Here is a 16,587-nt window from a genome sequence, read left to right as displayed (position 1 = left end):
CCGTCGGGCCATGACCATGGACCCGGACAAGCTGCGCGAGCGGTTCGCCGCCCTGACCACCGCCCACGTCGCCGACGCCTGCCTGCGGGCGGGCGTGCCAGTGCGCTGCGCACCGGCCGCGGTGCGGCCGGTGCTGCCCGGCGGGCGGGCCGCCGGGCGGGTGCTGCCGACCCGGCATGTCGGCAGCGTCGACATCTTCCTCGAGGCGATCGACCGGGCCGCGCCCGGCGACGTGCTGGTGGTGGACAACGGCGGGCGGGGCGACGAGGCGTGCGTCGGCGACCTGGTGGTGCTGGAGGCGCAGGCCGCCGGCCTGGCCGCCCTGGTGGTCTGGGGGCTGCACCGCGACAGCGTGGACATCCGGGCGGTCGGCCTGCCGGTGTTCAGCCTCGGCGCGACCCCCACCGGCCCGCAGCGCCTCGACCCCCGCCCCGCCGAGGCGCTCACCTCCGCGCGGGTGGGGCCGTGGACGGTCGGCTCCGACGACGTCGTACTGGCCGACGAGGACGGGGTGCTGTTCGTGCCGGCGGACCGGGTGGCGGAGCTGTTCGACCTGGCGGAGGCGATCCGGGACACCGAGCGGCGGCAGGCCGAGCGGATCCGGGCCGGCGAGCCGCTGCGGGCGCAGGTCGGCTTCGGGGCGTACCTGGCCGCCCGGGGGGAGAACCCGGCGTTGACCTTCCGGGAGCACCTGCGCGCCGTCGGCGGCGCGATCGAGGAGTGATCAGCGGGTCAGGCCCCCCGGGCGAACAGCGCGAGGCGCACCCGGTTGGGGCTGTTGGTCTTGGTCATCAGGCTGGTGATGTGGGTCTTCACCGTGGTGACGCCGATGTGCAGCCGCTCGGCGATCTCCGTGTTGGACAGCCCCTCCGCGACCAGGTTCAGCACGTCCTGCTCCCGGGCGGTGAGCCCGTCGACCGGCCGGGGCGTCTCGGCGCGCGCGTGCACCGCGCGCTGGACCAACCGCCGCAGCACCTCCTGACTGAACGGGCTGTCGCCGCCGGCGGCCCGGCGGATGCCGTCGAGCAGGTCGGCGGGCGGCGCGTCCTTGAGCAGGAACCCGCAGGCGCCCGCGGTCAGCGCGGGGTAGAGGTGGTCGTCGTCGCCGAAGGTGGTGAGCACCAGCACCCGGGTGGCGGGGCGGTCGGCGAGGACGCGGCTGGTGGCGGTGATCCCGTCGACGCCCGGCATCCGCAGGTCCATCACCACCACGTCGGGCCGCAGCCGCGCGGCGAGGGAGATCGCGTCCCGCCCGTTGTCGGCCTCGCCGACGACCTCGATGTCGGGCTGGGCGTCGCAGAGCATGCGCAGGCCCGCGCGGATGAGGTGCTGGTCGTCGACCAGCAGGACGCGGATCATGCCGGCTCCGTCGCGGCCGTCGTCGCGCGCTGGCCGGGTGCCGTCCTGGGCGGAGACTCGGTGCCGACCGCGGCCGGCAGGACCGTGCGTACCCGCCAACCGGCGCCGGTCGGGCCGGCCTCCAGTTCGCCGCCGAGCACCTCGACCCGTTCCCGCATGCCGGTGATGCCGTGGCCGCCCCCGGAGGGGACCGCCGCCGGCACCCACCCCCGTCCGTTGTCCGAGACCTCCCAGTGGACGGCCCCGTCGACCACCGACACCGCCAGCCGCGCCCGGGCCGACGTGCCGGCGTGCTTGGCCACGTTGGTCAGTGCCTCCTGGGTCAGCCGCAGGATCGCCATGCCGCGCACCGCGTCCAGCGCGCCCACCGCCGCGTCGACGTCGGCCTCCACGGTCACCCCCGCCTGGCGGGCCCGGTCCACCGCCGCGTCGAGCGCCGCCGGCAGCGCGGACGGCTCGATCGCGGTCAGCGCCGCGTCCCCGCGTACCCCGTCCGGGTCGCGCAGGACCGCGACCAGCCGGCGCAGGTCCGTCAGGGCCGCGCTCCCCGTGGCGTGCACGTCGTCGAACACCTCACCCACCCGTGGATCCAGATCCGTCAGCACGTGCCGTGCCACGCCGACCCGCAGCACCATCGACGCCACGTGGTGCGCGACCACGTCGTGCAGCTCGCGGGCGATGGCACTGCGCTCGTCGGCGCGCGTGGCGCGGCTCTCCAGCTCGCGGCGGCGCTGCTCGGCCGCCGCCCGCTCCGCGGCCTGCCGGCCCAGCTCACGGGTGGTCCGGATGACCAGCCCGAGCAGCAGCGGCACGCCGACCTCCACCGTCAGCCCGAAGACCCCGGAGGCGACGCGCCGGAGCGGATCGCCGATCGAGTCGGTCAGGTCGACGGCGGCCAGCAGCCCGGCAGCCAGCCAGATGGTCCGCGGCCGCCGGGCCTGCATGGTCAGCTCCAGCAGCGCGTAGCTGGCGCCGACCTGGTTGATCGTCGTGTCGTCGATCACCCAGAAGGCGACGGCCAGCAGCGTGGCCTGCCCGAGCAGGTTGAGCAGCGGCCGGCGGTGCAGGGCCAGCGCGCCGGCGAACGCGAGCACGGCCAGGACCCACTGCGCCGCCGCCGGCGCGCCGTCGTCCGGATGGCCGAAGACCAGGTAACCCACGCCGCTCAGGTCCAGCAGGAGCATCCGGGCGAGGGTGTCCCGCGCGTCGAACAGCCGCCCCATCCAGCCCACCCGATCAGCCTAGGGGGTGCGGCGCCGCGGCAGGAGCCGGCGCCCACCGGGCCCGGACTCCGAGGTGGACGGCGAGGCCGAGCGGTCCGAGCAGGATCGTCAGCAGCAGCACCGGCGCCATGACCAGCGCCGGCACCCCCCGTTCCCGGCTGTCGAGCCACATCCAGCGGCCGACGAACAGGTCGAACCCGACCATGTGCGCCCAGGCCGCCGCCGCGCCGTCCGCCGTGCCGAGCAGTTCGCGGACGCCGTCCAGGGTCGGCGAGGTCACGGCCGGCAGCACGTCGCCGAGCGCGGGGAGCACCAGGACCGCGTAGATCGCCAGGACCGGGGCCACGATCAGCGGCGAGCCGATGACCCTGGCGGTCACCGACCAGCGGGGCGCCAGGATCATCAGGACCCAGAACGGCGCGGCCACCGCGAACGTCAGGCCGAACAGCGTGTCCGTCATGCCGCCAGCACCAGTTCCGGTCGGCGCCGGCGGGCCAGCACCACGCCGGCGGCGGTCGCGGTGCCGGCCAGCAGGGCCGCCGCGACGGACAGGGTGAGCGCGTCGGGTCGCAGCAGCGGCTGCCCGCGCAGCGCCTGCCAGGTGAACAGCACGGTGAGCGCCCCGTACGCGACGCCCGCGACGACCAGCAGCCGCACCCGGGTCGCCTCGTCCAGGCGGGTGCCCCACCGGCTCAACAGGATCGCCAGCAGCGGCAGCGCCTGCAGCGCGTGCAGGCCGACGAAGTGCCCGATGCGCAGGTCGCCGCCGGTGGTGCTCCAGCCGACCAGCGGCAGCCCCGGCCCGCCGTCCGCGACGCCGACGCTGTGCGCCCCGGCCACGCCGTCGATCCCGGTGTCCGCGCCGGCCACCATCGGTATCGCCACCAGCATGCCCAGCAGGGTCAGCCCGAGCCCCAGGCCGACCGCGTACCGGCCGGGACGGTCGGCGATCCGCTGGCGTACCACCACGATGCCGATGACCAGATGCGCGACGAACAGCACCATGATGGCCATGCCCATCGTCCGCCACAGGGCGGCGTTCAGCGGGGTCGTCTCGTTGAAGTGGCTGGTCGTGCCGCGCAGCACCTGCCCGACGATGATCACCATTTCGACCACCCCCGTCGCGACGACGACGGTGCCCGCCCACTCGGCGGCCCGGCTGCGCCGGGCCAGCAGGGAGAGCATCCAGGCCAGAGTGGTGCCGTACACCACGAAGGAGATGGCGAACTTCAACGGCTTGAGCCAGATCGGCACGCCGGTGAGCACGCGCGGGTCGGTGAGGACCCCGACGGCCGCCACGACGGCGAGCACCGCCATCGCGGCGACGAAGAGCATCAGGGGGCGGTGCCAGTGGGCTGCCCGACGCAGTACGGAGGTAGTCATGTCTGTAGATGCTCGCCACCGCCCGCGCCGATCGCGCCCGACCGGAGGCCCCGGTTGCGGCCCGGGGTCGGAGCCCGTCTCCTACCCGGGGAGGAGGCGGGCCGCGAACGCCGCGTACGTGGGGCCGTCGGCCCGGTCCAGCACCGCGAAGGTGACCTGGTCGAACCAGCCCGCCGCGTCGGCCAGGGCCAGGTCGAACGCCTCCGCCACGGTCGCCGGGTCGTTGCGGAACACGCCGCACCCCCACGCGCCGAGCACCAACCGCCGGTGGCCGTACGCGGCGGCGACGGCGAGTACCCGCCGGGCCCGGGCCCGCAGGGCCGGCGGCACCCGGTCGACGTCGTCGGGCTGGTTGCTCCGCACCGCCCCGAGGTTGGGGGCGGCCGCGGTCAGGAAGGACACCGGGTGGGTGGCGTCGAGCAGCCGTCCCTGGTCGTCCCGGAACACCGGCACCCGGGGCGAGTGGATCACCCGGTCGCTGTAGCACAGGTCCCGCTGCTGGCGGTGGAAGTCGTAGAACTCGGGCACCGAGGCCAGGCAGGGGAAGAGCGCGGAGGCGCGGGCGATGCTCTCCTCCTGCGCCTGCGCCCCGGTACGGAAGCCACCGCCCGGGTTCTTCGCCGACGCGAAGACCAGCGCGGCGACCTTCCCGCCGGCGGCGAGCCGGCGGGCCGCGAGGAGGGTGCTCTCGCCGGTCACCTCGATCCGGGGCGGTCGGCCGCCGACCGGCGGGGTGTCCAGCGGCTCGTCGGGCAGGTGCAGGCGGGTGCCGGCGACCGCGGCGCGGACCGGGTCGGCGAGGTGGACGGTCTCGCCCCGGGCGTTGACGTACGTGCCGGCGTCGAGGATGTCCAGGGTGTCGCGGGCGATCGCCCGCAGTCGGGTACTCATGGTCCGCTGATTGTGCGGCGGCGGCCGGCTGCCGGACGACCGCTTATTCGGCGGGCAGGTGCTGCACGATCTGGATCGGGTTGCCGTCCGGGTCGGCCGTCCAGGCGATGAGCAGCCGGTCCAGCCAGACGTGCGGGGCCGCGATGGCCGGCGCGCCGGCGGCGGTCAGCTTCTCGTACGCGGCGGCGGTGTCGTCGGTCCAGAGGATGACCGCCGCCCGCTGGCCGGACGGCACCGGGTCCAGCCCGTGGTCGTCCCGGGTGGACGCCACCGACGCGATGCCGATCCGGTAGTCGTCCAGCATCAGGTCGACGTGGATCGGCTCGCCCTCGGCGGGCACCCGGAAGACCTCGGTGAAGCCGAGCCCGGCGTAGAAGGCGGCCGCCCGGGTCACGTCCTCGCTGAACAGGATCACCTGCGGCGTACGGAAGATCGACATCGTCGGACGGTATCTCAGTCCGGCAGGCGGGGCATCTCCAGTCCCGGGTCCCGGCCGAGCAGCACCGCCCGGGTCAGCGCCGCCGAGCCGAACCGGTCCCGGACCGCGTCGACGGCGGCGTCCAGTTCCATGCCCGGGTCGCGGGTGAGCGGCAGCGTCAACTGCACGTGTCCCTCGTCCAGGTTGCCCACCGACACCCCGATCAGCGTCACGCCCCGGGCCTCGATCTCCGGCAGCGCCGCCCGCAGCAGTGCCCGCGCCGCGTCAAGCAGCGGGCGGGTCTGTGCCGTCGGCTTGCCGAGGGTGTGCGCGCGGGTGGCCCGGGTGTAGTCGCCGAACCGCAGCCGCAGCGTCACGGTGCGGCCGGTGCGGCGGGCCGCGCGCATCCGCCCGGTCACCCGGTCGACCAGCCCGGCCAGCACGGCGTCCAGCTCGGCGGGGGAGTGGGGCCCGCCGCCGAGGGCGTGCTGGGCCCCCATCGAGGACCGCCGCCGCCCGACCTGCACCGCGCGGGGGTCCCGGTTGTGCGCCAGCGCGTGCAGGTGCCGGCCCGCCCCGGGCCCGAGCAGCGACACCAGCGTCGGCTCGTCCAGCCGGGCCACCTGGCCCACCGTCCGGATGCCCCGCTCGCGCAGCTTCGCGGCGGTCACCGGGCCGACGCCCCACAGCCGCTCCACCGGCAGCGGGTGCAGGAACGCCAGTTCCCGCTCCGGCGCGACGACCAGCAGGCCGTCCGGCTTGGCCACCCCGCTGGCCACCTTGGCGAGGAACTTCGTCCGCGCCACGCCCACGGTGATCGGCAGGCCGACCCGCTCGCGTACCTCCCGGCGCAGCGTCACCGCGATGTCGGCGGGCGGACCCACCAGGCGGCGCAGCCCACCCACGTCGAGGAACGCCTCGTCGATGGAGAGCCCTTCGACCAGCGGGGTGGTCCGGCGGAAGATCTCGAACACGGCCCGGCTCGCCGCCGTGTACGCGGCCATCCGCGGTGGCACCACCACCGCGTCCGGACAGAGCCGCCGCGCCTGCCGGCCCCCCATCGCGCTGCGCACCCCGCGCGCCTTCGCCTCGTAGCTGGCCGCGAGGACCACGCCGCCGCCGACGATCACCGGCCGGCCCCGCAGCCGGGGGTCGTCGCGCTGCTCGACCGAGGCGTAGAACGCGTCCAGGTCGGCGTGCAGGATCGTGGCATCGCTCGACACCCACACATGTTCGCACATGTGTTCGACAACCGGCGCTGACCTGCCCGTTCCTGCTCACCGTGCGGCGAGCCAGGCTGCGATCCGCTCGGCCACCACGATCGTGGACAGGTGGGTGTTCGCCGACGGGATGGTCGGCATCACCGAGGCGTCGGCCACCCACAGGCCCCGGATCCCGTGCACCGCGCCCCGCGCGTCGACCACCGCACCGCGACCCGGGTCGGGCCCCATCGCGCAGGTGCCGACCGGGTGGTGGTACGAGCCGACCCGGCTCCTGATCGCCCGGATCAGCCCGACGGTGTCCCCGTCCTCGACCGCCGGGCCGGGCGCGAGTTCGGCGCCCCGCACGAACCCGGCCAGCGGCGGGGTACGGCTGAGTCGGCGGGCATGCCGGACCGCCTCGACCATCCTGGCCAGGTCCTCCGGGTGCCGCAGGTGCCCGACATCGATCCGCGGTGCAGCGGCCGGGTCGGGGGACCGTAGGCGGACCGACCCGCGTGACCGCACCGCCAGCAGCCCGGCGACGACACCGAACACCCGACCGCTGGGGCTGCCGCCGTCCTCGAACGGCCCGACGGCGAACAGGTGCAGGTCCGGCGGTGCGTCGGGCGCCGCGCGGCTCGAGCGCAGGGTGAGCATCACCTGGAACCCGGGCCCCGAATCGTCCGGGCGCGCCGGCAGGTCCACCGCCACCAGCGGGTGGTCGACGAGATTCCCGCCGACCCCGGCGAGGTCGACCGCCACGGGGATGCCGACCGCACGTAACTGGGCCACCGGACCGATGCCGGAGCGCAGGAGAACCGCCGGGCTGCCGTAGGAGCCGGCCGCCAGGACGACCGTCTCCGCCACGACAGGGTCGCCGCTGGCGAGCCGGACACCGCGCACCGCGGACCCGGACAGCTCCACCCGGTCGACGAGGGCGTCCGCTCGGACGGCCAGGTTGGGCCGCTCCCGTGCCGCCGCCAGGTACGTCAGCGCGGTACTCATGCGCAGCGCGCCGTGGACGTTGCGGGGCGCGGCGCCGACGCCGAGCGCACCCGGCCGGTTGTGGTCGTCGACCAGCGGGTGACCGACGGCGACCGCGGCGTCGAGGAAGGCCCGCTGCAGAGTTGCCAGCTCCGCCGGTCGGCGGATCGGGACCGGGCCGTCGTGCCCGTGCCATGGCCCGCCGACGTCAGCATCCGCCTCGACGGCCCGGAAGAGCGGCAGCAGCTCCCGGAACGACCAGCCGGCGTTGCCGTGCCCGGACCACTGGTCGTAGTCCGCCGGCCAGCCCCGCAGCGCGAAGCAGGCGTTGGTCGCCGAGCAGCCACCCACCAGCCGTCCGCGGGGCAGCGAGATCACGCGTCCCAGTTCGTCCGGCTCCGACACGAAACCCCAGTCGTGGTCGGTGGTCGGTCCGGCGGCGTCCGCGATGTCGGCGGGGAGGTCCGGCACCGTCGGGTAGTCCGGCCCCGCTTCCAGCAGGAGCACCCGGCGGTCTCCGTCCTCGCTGAGCCGGGCCGCGCACACACAGCCGGCGGTACCGCCGCCCACCACGACGACGTCGTATGCCACCACCGCCCCCGAATCGTGACGCTTCCGCCAGCGCCCAACCGGGGCCGAACCTGTGGCGGTGTGGCCGGTCAGGGCACCGTGACGGCCAGCTTGCCCAGCGCGCCGCTGAAGTCGGCGAGCGCCTGTGGCACCTGGGTCAGGTCGTACCGGGCGGTGACGGGGACCCGCACCCGCCCGGCCGCGACGTCGTCGGCGAGCCGGTCCAGGGTCTCCCCGGTCGGGCTGCCCATGATCGAGGTGGCGGCGGGGTGCTGCTCCGGGCCGAAGCCGATGGTCGACGCCAGCCGCCCGTCGGCGGCCAGCAGCCCGGCCAGCGGCGCCCCGTCGCCGGCCAGGTGCACCACCGCCGACACGCCGTCCGGGGCGACCGCCCGGACCTGGGCGGCCAGGTCGCCGGTGTAGTCCACCACCTCCTCGGCGCCCAGGTCCCGGACGAAGTCGGTGGCGGCGCCCGGGCGGGCCGTCGCGACGACCCGCGCCCCGGCCGCCCGCGCGTACTGCACGGCTAGCGCGCCGACCCCACCGGTCGCGCCGGCGATCAGCACGGTGTCCCCCGGCCCGGGGGCGACCGCGCCCAGCGCGTCGAGCGCGGTGGCGCCGGCCAGCCCGAGCGTGCCCGCGGCCGACAGGTCGAGCCCCCGCGGCAGCCGGGTGATCCCGTACCCGTCGCCGATCGTCAGGTACTCCGCCCACGACCCGTCGCCCAGGTACGACCGCATGACCACCCCGAACACCGGGTCGCCCACCCGGAACGGGCTGGTGACGCCGCCGATCGCCTCGACCTCGCCGGCGAAGTCCTTGCCGAGCACCACCGGGTACCGGTACTCCAGCGCGCCGCGCATCATCCCGGCGGCCGCCTTCTTGTCGAAGCCGTTGACCGAGGACGCCCGCACCCGCACGAGCACCTCCCCGGGACCCGGGCTGGGCCGGGCCAGGTCGTCCCGGAAGGCCGGGGCCGCCCCCTCCGCGTCCAGCGTGATCGCCCGCACGGACCCGCTCCCTCCCTCGCCGCGGCCGTCAGACGCCGCGGGCGCGGGGCCGGCCGGCGGACCGGCGCAGCGAGCTGGGCGCGTTGACGCCCGCCTCGTCGCTCACGCTCACCCCGAGCCGCTCCACCAGCTCACCGCCGAGCCACCCGGTCACCCCGGCCAGGATGATGCCGGCGAAGCTGCAGATCAGGGCCAGCGCGTTCGGGTCCCAGTTGTCGGCGGCGCGGCGCACCAGCCAGCTCACCGCGAACAGCAGCAGCACCACCACGTTGCCGGTGCCGTGCACCGCGCCGACCCGCTTGGCCCGGGTACGGGCGGGGATGGCACTCCAGTCGATCAGGCCGAACACCCCGGCGACCAGCCCGCCGACGATGCCGGCGCCCATCGTGTACGCGGCCGAGATCTGGAAGCCCGTCCGGTCGGTGACCAGGTACAGGATGTCGAAGATCACCGAGGTGGCGAGCAGTCCCAGTGGAAACACGATCAGGATGGGGTGGATCCCGTGCCCCATCGCCTTCGCGCGACTCTCCATGCCGATCCTCCTGTCTCCCGCCCCAGGCCGGGGCCGGGTTCCCCACCGCGCCCGGACTACACCTGCCCGGTGGAGGAGATCGCCTGCCGCGGGGCCCGCCGGACCACCGCCAGCCGGTCGCCGCGCGCGCTCACCGAGGTCCGCCCGCCCCGCCGCCGCCGTACCGTCAGGTCGACCGTGGCCCGGCCCACCCGTACGCCCTCCAACCGCAGGTCCGGCAGCCACTCGGGCAGATGCGGATCGACGAAGATCGTGCGCAGCGGCGCCGCCGGGCGCAACGCCAGCAGCGCCTGGACCAGGGCGACGACCGCGCTGGCCGACCAGGCCTGCGGGGAGCACGAGTTCGGGTAGACCCCCGGGTGCGGGTGCGCCGGGTCACGGGGCAGCCCGCTGAGCACCTCCGGCAACCGGTGCTCCTCGAACAGCCCCGCCGCGGCGAACATGCCCTCGGCCAGCCGGTGCAGGTGCGGCCAGCAGCCGTACCGGGCCAGCCCCAGGCCGATGGTGCCCGCCTCCACCGGCCACACACTGCCCCGGTGGTAGCTGAACGGGTTGTACGCCGGGTGCTCGGCCGACAGCGTCCGCACCCCCCACCCGCTGAACATGTCCGGCGCGAACAGCCGGTCGGCCACCCGCACGGCGGCCGCGGCCGGCACGATGCCGGTGGTCAGCAGGTGCCCGTCGTTGGAGTTGGTCGAGCGCACCGGCCGCTTGTCGGGTCCCAGCGCCATCGCGTAGCAACCCCGGTCGGGCAGCCAGTACGCCCGGTGGAACCGGCGGCGCAGCGCCCGGGCCCGGGCCAGCAGGGCCACACCCCGGGCCGGATGGCCGGTCAGCGTGAACACCGCGGCGGCGTGCCGCAGCGCGGCGTACCAGTAGCCCTGCAACTCGCTGGTGGCGATCGGGTTGGGCACCACCCGCCCGTCCTCGTCGACGATCGCCGTGTCGGAGTCCTTCCACCCTTGATTCTTCAACCCCGTTCGGGACCGGCAGTGGTACTCGAGGAAGCCGTCCCCGTCGGGGTCGCCGTACCGCTCGATCCAGGCCAGCGCGCGCCGCGCGGTGGGCAGCAGCTCCCGTACGGTGTCCAGGTCGCCGGTCCAGGCCAGGTACTGCCCGAGGAAGACCAGGAAGTCCGGCGCGGTCGACCAGTCGCCGTAGTAGCCGTCGAACGGGTTGAGCCCGAGCACGGAGACCGGCCCCTGCCGCGCCTCGTGCAGCGGCTTGCCCGGCTCCTCGTCGCGCCAGTCGTCCAGCCGCCGTCCCAGGTGCCGCGCGTTGAGCCGCAGGCTGTCGCCGAGCATGGTCGGCCCGGCCAGCAGCGCCTGCCAGGACGCGGTCATCGTGTCCCGGCCGAAGATCTCCTGGTAGATCGGCAGCCCGGCGATGGGCGCCGCCGGCCCCTCCGGCTCGCCGAGCGGCAGCACGGTCAGGTCGTGCGTGGCGCACCGCCACGCCGCCGTCACGTCGAAGTTGCTGCTGCTCAACCTGGCCAGCTCCCCGACGAGCCGGGTCCGGGCGCGGGCGGCGGGGTCGTCGGGCTCGGCGAACGTCGCCGGGGGAGCGGTCAGCCGCGTTCCGTCGAAGATCGGCTCGACCAGCAGCTCCACGCGGGTGCTGCCGCGTGGCGGCACCGCCACCGCGACGGTGAACGCCCCCTCGGCGTACGTCACGGGAGCGTCGGCGCGGATCCGCACCGCGACCGCCCGGTCGAGGTCGTCGCGCAGGTAGGTCAGGCGCAGCTCGCCCGCCGCCGGGTCCCACCCGGCGCCGACGTCGCCGACCTGCAACCGGCGGCCCGTCTCCGCCTCGCTGGTGTCGGCGAAGTCCGCCGCGACCCGGATCTCCAGCCGGTACTCCAGCAGCTGGGAGGCGTAGCTGGCCACGGTGAGCCGGGTCCGCAGCCCCGCACCGACGAACCGCTCGGTCAACAGGTACGCCGCCCGCGACGGCAGTTCCTCCCCGTCGCCCAGCTCCGCGTACGACAGCTGGGCGTGGCCCCGCACGTTCGCCGTCGCGAACGGGACCGGCTCCCGCCCGTCGACGGTGATCCGCTCCCGGCTGAGCACCCGGGTGTTCCGCGCGAAGAAACCCTGCGGGTCCGTCCCGCCGATCCGGCCCCGCACATCGGTGACCAGGGTGCTCCACCCGCTCGCCACGTAGAGCAGGTCGGGCCGGACGCGCAGGTTGCGGACCCTGGTCATCGGGCGGCCTCTTACCCGTTGGCCGTCCCGGTACACCCGGGCCTCCCGTCAGTCGGCGGCCCGCGCCCGGACGATCAGCTCCACCGCGACGGCGATCGCCACCGCCTCCACGGCGAGCAGGGTCAGCAGGATCAGCAGCTGGGTCGCCCCGGCCCGGATCGGGCCGGCGCCGCCGAGCAGCACCCCGACGAACGCGCCCGGCAGCGTCACCAACCCGACCGTCCGGGTCTGGTCCAGCGCCGGGACGAGGGCCTGCCCGGCCGCCGGCCGGCAGATCTCCAGCGCGGCGTCGCGGGGGAGCAGCCCCAGGGCCAGGCCCGCCTCGTACTCGCCGTGCCGGGTGCGCAGCTCGTCGAGGGCACGCCGGCCGGCGAGACTGGTCGCGGTCATCGCGCCGCCGATCAGGATGCCGGCCGTCGGCAGCACCACCAGCGGCGTCGCTGGCAACGCCCGGCTGGCCAGGAGTACGCCGAGACTGGGCGCCACCCCGGCGGCGATGGCGAGCGGGGCCACCGCCCGCGGGCCGGCCGGCCCGATCCGGCGGTCCGCGGTGACGCTGGCGACGACGTACATGAGCAGGACGAACAGGGCGGTGCTCCACCAGGCGCGCAGCACCGCGACGATGATCAGCGAGACGGCGCCGAGCTGGACGGTGGCCCGGGCCGCCGCGGTGAGGACGGTCCGGCCCCGGCCGAGCCCACTGAGCCGGAGCACCGCCGCGCCGGCCAGGGTGAGCGCGGTGAGGGCGACGACCAGGGTCGGGCCCACCGGTACCGTGCCGCCGCTCACCCGATGATCGTATTCGTCACCGCAGCCGGCGAGCCGGTCTCCGTTGGAAGCCGCGCCGCCGGGGTATCCGCCGACGGCTCCGTAGACCGCAGGGCACGGAAGGAAGCACGGAATGACTAGAATCGGCATCATCATCGGCAGCACTCGTCCCGGCCGCAACGGGGAGACGGTGGCCCGCTGGGTCCACGACATCGCCTCGAAGCGCGGCGACGCCGACTACGAACTCGTCGACATCAAGGAGTTCAACCTGCCGCATCTCGACGAGATGGCGCCCCCGTCGCTCGGGCAGTACACCCAACCGCACACCCTCCGCTGGGCCGAGAAGATCGCCTCGTACGACGGGTACGTCTTCGTCACGCCGGAGTACAACCACTCCACCTCCGGAGCGCTGAAGAACGCCATCGACTTCCTCTACGCGGAGTGGAACAACAAGGCGGCGGGGTTCGTCAGCTACGGCAGCGTCGGCGGCACCCGGGCGGTGGAGCACCTGCGCCTGGTGGTGGCCGAGTTGCAGATGGCGGACGTACGCGCGCAGGTGGCCCTCTCGCTCTTCCACGACTTCGAGAACTTCAGCGTCTTCAAGCCCGGCGCGCACCAGGTGGATGCGGTGAACACGATGCTGGACCAGCTCGCGGCCTGGAGCGGCGCGTTGGCGACGCTCCGGGCCGGCACGACGATGGCGACACCGCAGTCCGGTACGTGACCCCACGGCGTGGGCGGCACCGACGGGGGCGCCGGAACGGCGTTCCGGCGCCCCCGTACGGCGCCCTCGTCACCTGGCGTACACCTCGAACTCGTAGAGCGAGAAGCCGTAGGAGGTGGCCCGTTTGACCCCGTACATCCGCACGTAGCGGGCGGTCACCGGGGCGAAGGTCATGTTGTCCACGCCGCCGTTGCCGGCCGTGGTGCTGAACGCGGTCTGCCAGGTGCTGCCGTCGGTGGAGACCTCGATCCGGTACGCGCTGCCGTACGCGGCCTCCCAGCGCAGCACCACCCGGTGGACCGTGCGCGCCGACCCGAGGTCCACCCGGATCCACTGGTTGTCGTTGTAGCTGCTGCCCCAGCGGCTGCTCAGGCTGCCGTCGACCGCCTTGTCCGGGGTGTAGCTGGTGAGGAACTGGGTGCTGGAGGCCGTCGCGGCCCGCCCCTGGGCCAGGTTGGTGACGTCGTCGCCCCGCCGGGCCGGGAAGGAGACGACCTGCTGGTAGGTGGGGCGGTTCTGCCAGGCGATCAGCGGGTGGGTGATGCCGCCGAGCCCGGACTGGGCGATCGTGTCGGCGCACCACTGGTCGCCGGCCCCGCAGTGCGAGTCACCCGGGTAGACCGTGGTGGCGGGCAACGCGGCGGCCTGGCCGAGCGCGTCGAGCAGCGCCTGCCGGCAGGCGCTCAGGCTGCCGTTGCCGCAGTACGTGCGGCCGAGGCCGCCGGCCACCGGCTCGCCGAGCACCGCGCGGATGTCCTTGTCTACGTAGCCCCACCAGCCGTACTGGAACGACGAGCCCTTGTGCGGCTGGCCGTGCAGCGCCCAGACGGCGGTGCCGTCGCGGCCGCCGTTCTGGCCGCCGGAGGGCGCCTCGTTGACCTCGATGGCGTCGACCAGCGCGCCGTAGAGGTCGCCGCCGAGGCCGGGCCGGAACTGCGCGGCGGCCAGCAGCGGCCACCAGGCGTCGAAGATCCGGATGGCGTCGGCGTGCTGGTAGACCTTCGACCCGGGGCTGGTCTCCACCCGGCGGGCGCCGGCCTGCCGCCAGGCCTGGAGTTTGCTGACCGCGTCGGCCAGGGCCGGGTCGGTGACGGGCTGGCTGGTCAACACCCGCAGCAGGTTGCCGAGCACCTCCTGGCCGCGCAGGTCGGTGACGGCGGCGTCGGCCATGATCCGGACCACCGCGGCCCGGTCGAGCTTGCCCTGGGCGAGCGCCGCGCGCACCCGGCCGTCGAGCAGGTCACCGCGGTGCACCGCGCCGAAGCTGAAGTTGCCGTCGGCGGCGCCGTAGTCCTTCGCCTGCTTGTTGTTCCAGCTGACGTAGTAGTCCTGGTTCACCGACTGCGGGTGGGCGCTGGTCGGGGTGTAGGTGGCGGTGTTCGTGTCCGGATTCCAGCCCTGCCACTCGTACGCCGGGTCGGCCCGGGTGGGCAGGTTCGGGTCGGCGCCGGACGGTCGGACCGGGTTGGACCCGGAGTTGTAGTACGCCGCCTCGGTCGAGTTGACGTAGAACCAGTTGAACGCGTACCCGACGTCGGCCGCGGACTGCTGGAACGCCGCCGCGGAGCCCATCGCCGCCGGGTCGTTGTACGCCTGGAAGCCGATCGCCGAGTCGGCCTCGTGCCGGTACGTCGAGCGCAGCTTGGTGAAGGCCACCGGCTGCCCGTTCACCAGGCCCCGGTAGGAGACGAGGCCGTACTTCGTGCGCAGCGCGCGCAGCGTGTACGAGCCGGCCGGGGTGGAGTCGGCCAGGCTGGGCGACCAGGAGTTGGTGTGCTCGATGACCTCCATGGCCAGGCACTGGCCGTGGTAGAGGTAGCGGTTCGACTGGAGGGTCGGCGCGCTGCCGTCGGTGGTGCACAGCGGCGCCGCGTACGTGTCGGTGAGGTCCTGGCTGGCGGAGGTGGCGCTCCAGGCGTAGTCCTGGCCGCGGCCGAGCAGCACGTAGAGGTTGAGGCCGGCGAAGGCGGCACCGCGGGCGCTGACGCCGGGGCCCTGCAGCTCCTGGAGCATGAGCAGCTGCGGGGCGAAGTAGCCGGTCTGCGGGCCGAACACGGCGATCGGGTTGCCGCTGGTGGTGTGCCGGCCGGAGACCACCACGGCGTTGGACATGCCGTGCGCCTTCACCCCGGCGAGCCCGCTGAGCAGCCCGGTGGTGGTGGTGCCGCCGCTGCCGAGCGTCGCGGTGCCGGCGGAGCCGGTCTGGTTGTAGACCAGCGGCTCGGCGGTGACGGTGCCGGCGTCGGGCAGGGCCACGCTGGGCGCGTTGTCGGGGGCCGCGCCGTACGGGAAGCTCTGCCCGTCGTGGAGGGTCAGCACGGTCTCGGGGTCGTTCTGCTGCCGGAACGCCTGCCACACCCGGTCGCCCTCGGTGGCGCCGTACTTGGCGCGGGCGGCGATCCGGACCAGCGCGGACTGGATCTCCGAGCCGCCGCCTCCGCCGAAGAGCCCGCCGATGACGCCGGCGGTGGCGATCAGGTCGGTCATGGTGAAGTGCGTCGGCTTGCCGGCGCCGGTCAGCACGTACTCGCCCGGGTAGTTGTCGTCGGCGATCGACTTGTCGATGTAGGCGTTGACGCCGGCGATGTAGGCAGCGACATCGTCGTAGAGCTGCTGGCCCCGGGTGCCCTTCTGGCGCAGCGCGTCGACCTGGGCCTGGAGGTCGGCCTCCGTGTACGGGGAGTTGGCCCAGATGCTCTGTTCCAGATCCCGGTTGCCGGGGGCGCCACCGGCGAACGAGGTGAGGGTGCCGCGCCCGGCGTGCCGGAGCAGGTCCATCACCCAGAGCCGGTCCTGGGCCCCGGCGTAGCCGGCGCCGTACATGGTGCCGGAGCGGGTGGTGCCGGTGATGTGCGGTACGCCGGTGGCGGAGTCGCGCACGATGGTGACGTCGGAGCGGGGCTGGATCCGGCTCTCCACCTGCGCGTCGGGGACCCCGAACGAGGCGTCGTTGTAGAACCGGGCGATCTGTTCGTCGGTGAGGCCGGCGTAGTTGTAGACCAGGTTGGCGTACTCGTCGAGCTGGTCGCTGGAGTGCGCCGGGCGGGTGCCGAGGGCCTGGTGGGCCAGGATCGCGGCGAGCGTGGCGTTGCCGTTCTCGCCCGGGGGCAGGATGTCGGCGCACTGGCCGAGGCAGTAGTCGTTGGGGGCGAAGGTGGTGGCGGCGAGCGCCGGTGACGGTGGGACGACCGTCAGGGCGCTCGCCGCCGCGGTGAGGGCCGCGGTCAGGGCGGCGAGCCGGCTACGGGTGGTGGGACGGGGCATGGCGGATCCTCCGGGGGTGCGGAGTCGGGCCGGGGTCACGCCCGGCTGCCGCTGT

15 protein-coding genes are annotated in these 16,587 nt (G+C 74.7%); 2 read left to right on the top strand and 13 right to left on the bottom strand.

The annotated features are described in order from the left end of the window. The first annotated feature begins 10 nt into the window (after positions 1-10). On the top strand, positions 11-724 hold the full coding sequence (locus tag ACGFI9_RS26680) for an RraA family protein (protein ID WP_393182079.1): 714 nt from the start codon (positions 11-13) through the stop codon (positions 722-724). Positions 725-732: 8 nt separating this feature from the next. On the opposite strand, the gene ACGFI9_RS26675 is transcribed toward ACGFI9_RS26680, so the two are convergent. The 12 genes from ACGFI9_RS26675 to ACGFI9_RS26620 all read right to left on the bottom strand — a co-directional run bounded on the left by ACGFI9_RS26675 (position 733) and on the right by ACGFI9_RS26620 (position 12,565). After that, positions 733-1,359 carry a response regulator gene (locus tag ACGFI9_RS26675; RefSeq protein WP_393182077.1) on the bottom strand — a complete coding sequence of 209 codons (627 nt, stop codon included), beginning with the start codon at positions 1,357-1,359 and terminating at the stop codon, positions 733-735. Next, entirely contained in the window at positions 1,356-2,582 is a 1,227-nt protein-coding gene (locus ACGFI9_RS26670) for a sensor histidine kinase (RefSeq protein ID WP_393182148.1), read from the bottom strand. The genes ACGFI9_RS26675 and ACGFI9_RS26670 overlap by 4 nt, the downstream gene beginning before the upstream one ends. A gap of 13 nt (positions 2,583-2,595) precedes the next feature. Beyond that, on the bottom strand, positions 2,596-3,042 hold the full coding sequence (locus ACGFI9_RS26665; protein ID WP_393182075.1) for an ABA4-like family protein: 447 nt from the start codon (positions 3,040-3,042) through the stop codon (positions 2,596-2,598). Next, a complete protein-coding gene (locus tag ACGFI9_RS26660; protein WP_393182073.1) occupies positions 3,039-3,965 on the bottom strand; it encodes a hypothetical protein in 927 nt (308 codons plus the stop codon). The genes ACGFI9_RS26665 and ACGFI9_RS26660 overlap by 4 nt, the downstream gene beginning before the upstream one ends. An 81-nt stretch (positions 3,966-4,046) precedes the next feature. Then, positions 4,047-4,856 (bottom strand): TIGR02452 family protein, encoded by an 810-nt coding sequence (locus tag ACGFI9_RS26655; RefSeq protein WP_393182071.1) that lies wholly within the window; start codon positions 4,854-4,856, stop codon positions 4,047-4,049. A 43-nt stretch (positions 4,857-4,899) separates the two neighbouring features. Continuing rightward, entirely contained in the window at positions 4,900-5,295 is a 396-nt protein-coding gene (locus tag ACGFI9_RS26650; RefSeq protein ID WP_393182069.1) for a VOC family protein, read from the bottom strand. Between the two features lie 14 nt (positions 5,296-5,309). Then, positions 5,310-6,497: a DNA polymerase IV gene (gene dinB / locus ACGFI9_RS26645; protein WP_393182067.1), complete on the bottom strand. Its 1,188-nt coding sequence runs from the start codon at positions 6,495-6,497 to the stop codon at positions 5,310-5,312. Between the two features lie 54 nt (positions 6,498-6,551). Beyond that, a complete protein-coding gene (locus ACGFI9_RS26640; RefSeq protein ID WP_393182065.1) occupies positions 6,552-8,051 on the bottom strand; it encodes a GMC family oxidoreductase in 1,500 nt (499 codons plus the stop codon). 68 nt (positions 8,052-8,119) lie between these two features. After that, positions 8,120-9,040 carry an NADP-dependent oxidoreductase gene (locus tag ACGFI9_RS26635; protein ID WP_393182063.1) on the bottom strand — a complete coding sequence of 307 codons (921 nt, stop codon included), beginning with the start codon at positions 9,038-9,040 and terminating at the stop codon, positions 8,120-8,122. 28 nt (positions 9,041-9,068) lie between these two features. Next, the gene (locus ACGFI9_RS26630; RefSeq protein ID WP_393182061.1) at positions 9,069-9,572 is read right to left on the bottom strand and encodes a DUF2231 domain-containing protein; all 504 of its coding nucleotides are present in this window, start codon (positions 9,570-9,572) and stop codon (positions 9,069-9,071) included. Between the two features lie 56 nt (positions 9,573-9,628). Further along, positions 9,629-11,776 carry a glycogen debranching N-terminal domain-containing protein gene (locus ACGFI9_RS26625; RefSeq protein WP_393182059.1) on the bottom strand — a complete coding sequence of 716 codons (2,148 nt, stop codon included), beginning with the start codon at positions 11,774-11,776 and terminating at the stop codon, positions 9,629-9,631. 48 nt (positions 11,777-11,824) lie between these two features. Beyond that, positions 11,825-12,565 (bottom strand): ABC transporter permease, encoded by a 741-nt coding sequence (locus tag ACGFI9_RS26620; RefSeq protein ID WP_393182057.1) that lies wholly within the window; start codon positions 12,563-12,565, stop codon positions 11,825-11,827. A 112-nt stretch (positions 12,566-12,677) separates the two neighbouring features. On the opposite strand from ACGFI9_RS26620, the gene ACGFI9_RS26615 reads away from it, so the two are divergent. Continuing rightward, a complete protein-coding gene (locus ACGFI9_RS26615) occupies positions 12,678-13,268 on the top strand; it encodes an NADPH-dependent FMN reductase (RefSeq protein WP_393182055.1) in 591 nt (196 codons plus the stop codon). Between the two features lie 69 nt (positions 13,269-13,337). Here ACGFI9_RS26615 and ACGFI9_RS26610 read toward each other — a convergent pair whose 3' ends face one another. Beyond that, complete coding sequence (locus ACGFI9_RS26610) at positions 13,338-16,532, bottom strand: penicillin acylase family protein (RefSeq protein ID WP_393182054.1); 3,195 nt, start codon at positions 16,530-16,532, stop codon at positions 13,338-13,340. Between the last annotated feature and the right edge of the window lie 55 nt (positions 16,533-16,587).

Source organism: Micromonospora sp. NPDC048930 (genome assembly GCF_043197935.1).
In the GTDB taxonomy this organism is placed as follows: Bacteria; Actinomycetota; Actinomycetes; order Mycobacteriales; family Micromonosporaceae; genus Micromonospora.
The sequence above is the reverse complement of the archived record's forward strand: the minus strand, read 5'-3'. Positions and strand labels throughout refer to the sequence as shown.

Coding starts and splice junctions, on each gene's coding strand:
- ACGFI9_RS26615 (WP_393182055.1), top strand. CDS start 12,678: ATGACTAGAATCGGCATCATCATCGGCAGCACTCGTCCCGGCCGCAAC.
- ACGFI9_RS26670 (WP_393182148.1), bottom strand. CDS start 2,582: ATGGGGCGGCTGTTCGACGCGCGGGACACCCTCGCCCGGATGCTCCTG.
- ACGFI9_RS26610 (WP_393182054.1), bottom strand. CDS start 16,532: ATGCCCCGTCCCACCACCCGTAGCCGGCTCGCCGCCCTGACCGCGGCC.
- ACGFI9_RS26680 (WP_393182079.1), top strand. CDS start 11: ATGACCATGGACCCGGACAAGCTGCGCGAGCGGTTCGCCGCCCTGACC.
- ACGFI9_RS26625 (WP_393182059.1), bottom strand. CDS start 11,776: ATGACCAGGGTCCGCAACCTGCGCGTCCGGCCCGACCTGCTCTACGTG.
- ACGFI9_RS26655 (WP_393182071.1), bottom strand. CDS start 4,856: ATGAGTACCCGACTGCGGGCGATCGCCCGCGACACCCTGGACATCCTC.
- ACGFI9_RS26630 (WP_393182061.1), bottom strand. CDS start 9,572: ATGGAGAGTCGCGCGAAGGCGATGGGGCACGGGATCCACCCCATCCTG.
- ACGFI9_RS26660 (WP_393182073.1), bottom strand. CDS start 3,965: ATGACTACCTCCGTACTGCGTCGGGCAGCCCACTGGCACCGCCCCCTG.
- ACGFI9_RS26675 (WP_393182077.1), bottom strand. CDS start 1,359: ATGATCCGCGTCCTGCTGGTCGACGACCAGCACCTCATCCGCGCGGGC.
- ACGFI9_RS26665 (WP_393182075.1), bottom strand. CDS start 3,042: ATGACGGACACGCTGTTCGGCCTGACGTTCGCGGTGGCCGCGCCGTTC.
- ACGFI9_RS26650 (WP_393182069.1), bottom strand. CDS start 5,295: ATGTCGATCTTCCGTACGCCGCAGGTGATCCTGTTCAGCGAGGACGTG.